Genomic DNA, 1,346 nt, shown 5'->3' on the forward strand with positions numbered 1-1,346 from the left:
GGACGGACATGTTATTCCTGTGATTGTGTCAAATTTTTGGTTTTTCTGTCTTTTATTCTATAACTTTCTCCTTCAATTCTGATTACATCTGAATGATGGATGAGTCTGTCAATTATACCTTTGGCGCTGTCATTTACGAATTAAAAGTGAACTCTTTTTTAAGGATTTACGAATTAAAAGTGAACTCATAAAAACTGATGATTTTTAAGAAAAGAAGAAATAGTCATCGTCGTATTGTTGTGGAGAATGTGGGCAACTCGCAGAGTTGTCCATCATTATCCACAACTTTTTTCTTTTTGCTTCTTTTTCTTTTTGTGAATATTTTTGTTTATACTATTTTCTCTGTGTTGATTCATCAGCACAAATCTAACAATAAAGAGGAAATAGTTATGACACAATTACATAAGAAATTCACAGACAGTCAGGTAAAAGAACTTATTGAGCGTTATCTCAAAAAAGAAATTGAAAGTCACTATATTCAAGAGATACTCAATATCGGCAAAACAAGATTTTTTGCCTTATTAAAAAAATATCGTGAAAATCCAGAAAGATTTTCAATTCAATATCAAAGAACCGGTAAGACACGAGGCATAGATTTAAAAATTGAGGAAAATATCATCAAAGAACTATCGTTTGAAAAAAAATTAATTCAGGATAAAAATGTGCTATTGAAATCATACAACTATAGTTATATCAAAGACCAATTAGAAAAAGAATATAAACAAAATGTATCTCTTTCTACCATCATTGATAGAGCCAAGAAATATGGATTTTATCTGAAAAAACCTGAAAGAAAAATTCATGATAGAGAAGTCTTAACCAATTATGCAGGTGAACTTATCCAGCATGACTCTTCCTTACATAAATGGAGTCCTTATGCCCCAGAAAAATGGTATCTGATAACCTCCCTTGATGACTATAGCAGATTTATGTTTTATGCCAGACTCTTCAAGAAAGATACTTCCTGGGCTCATATCTCTGCAATGGAATCTATTTTCTTAAAATATGGCTTACCTTATTCTTTTTATGTAGATTCTCACTCAATATTCAGATTTGTTCAGGGCAGGGATTCCTTCTGGCGTAAACATTATCTCCAGACCGATGACATAGATACTCAATGGAAACAGGTTCTTGGTGATTGTGGTGTTAAAATAATATATGCCCTGTCTCCCCAAGCTAAAGGTAAAGTTGAACGTCCTTATGGCTGGCTTCAAGACAGACTTGTCAGAACCTGTGCCAGAGAAAATGTCACAGATATTAAACAGGCTCAAGGTGTTCTTAACTGTGAAGTCAACAGATATAACTACCGACAAGTTCACAGCACGACTCAGGAAGTCCCTTATTAC

General features: G+C 33.4%; 2 protein-coding genes. One reads left to right on the forward strand and one right to left on the reverse strand.

The window, feature by feature from the left end:
- Positions 1 to 11: 11 nt before the first annotated feature.
- The gene (locus tag AB1349_14405) at positions 12 to 116 is read right to left on the reverse strand and encodes an ATP-binding protein (protein MEW6558517.1); all 105 of its coding nucleotides are present in this window, start codon (positions 114 to 116) and stop codon (positions 12 to 14) included.
- 273 nt (positions 117 to 389) lie between these two features.
- Here AB1349_14405 and AB1349_14410 point away from each other — a divergent pair.
- Positions 390 to 1,346: hypothetical protein (locus AB1349_14410; GenBank protein ID MEW6558518.1), on the forward strand; the 957-nt coding region annotated here is incomplete at its 3' end.

The sequence above is a fragment of the Elusimicrobiota bacterium genome, assembly GCA_040757695.1.
In the GTDB taxonomy this organism is placed as follows: Bacteria; Elusimicrobiota; UBA8919; order UBA8919; family UBA8919; genus JBFLWK01.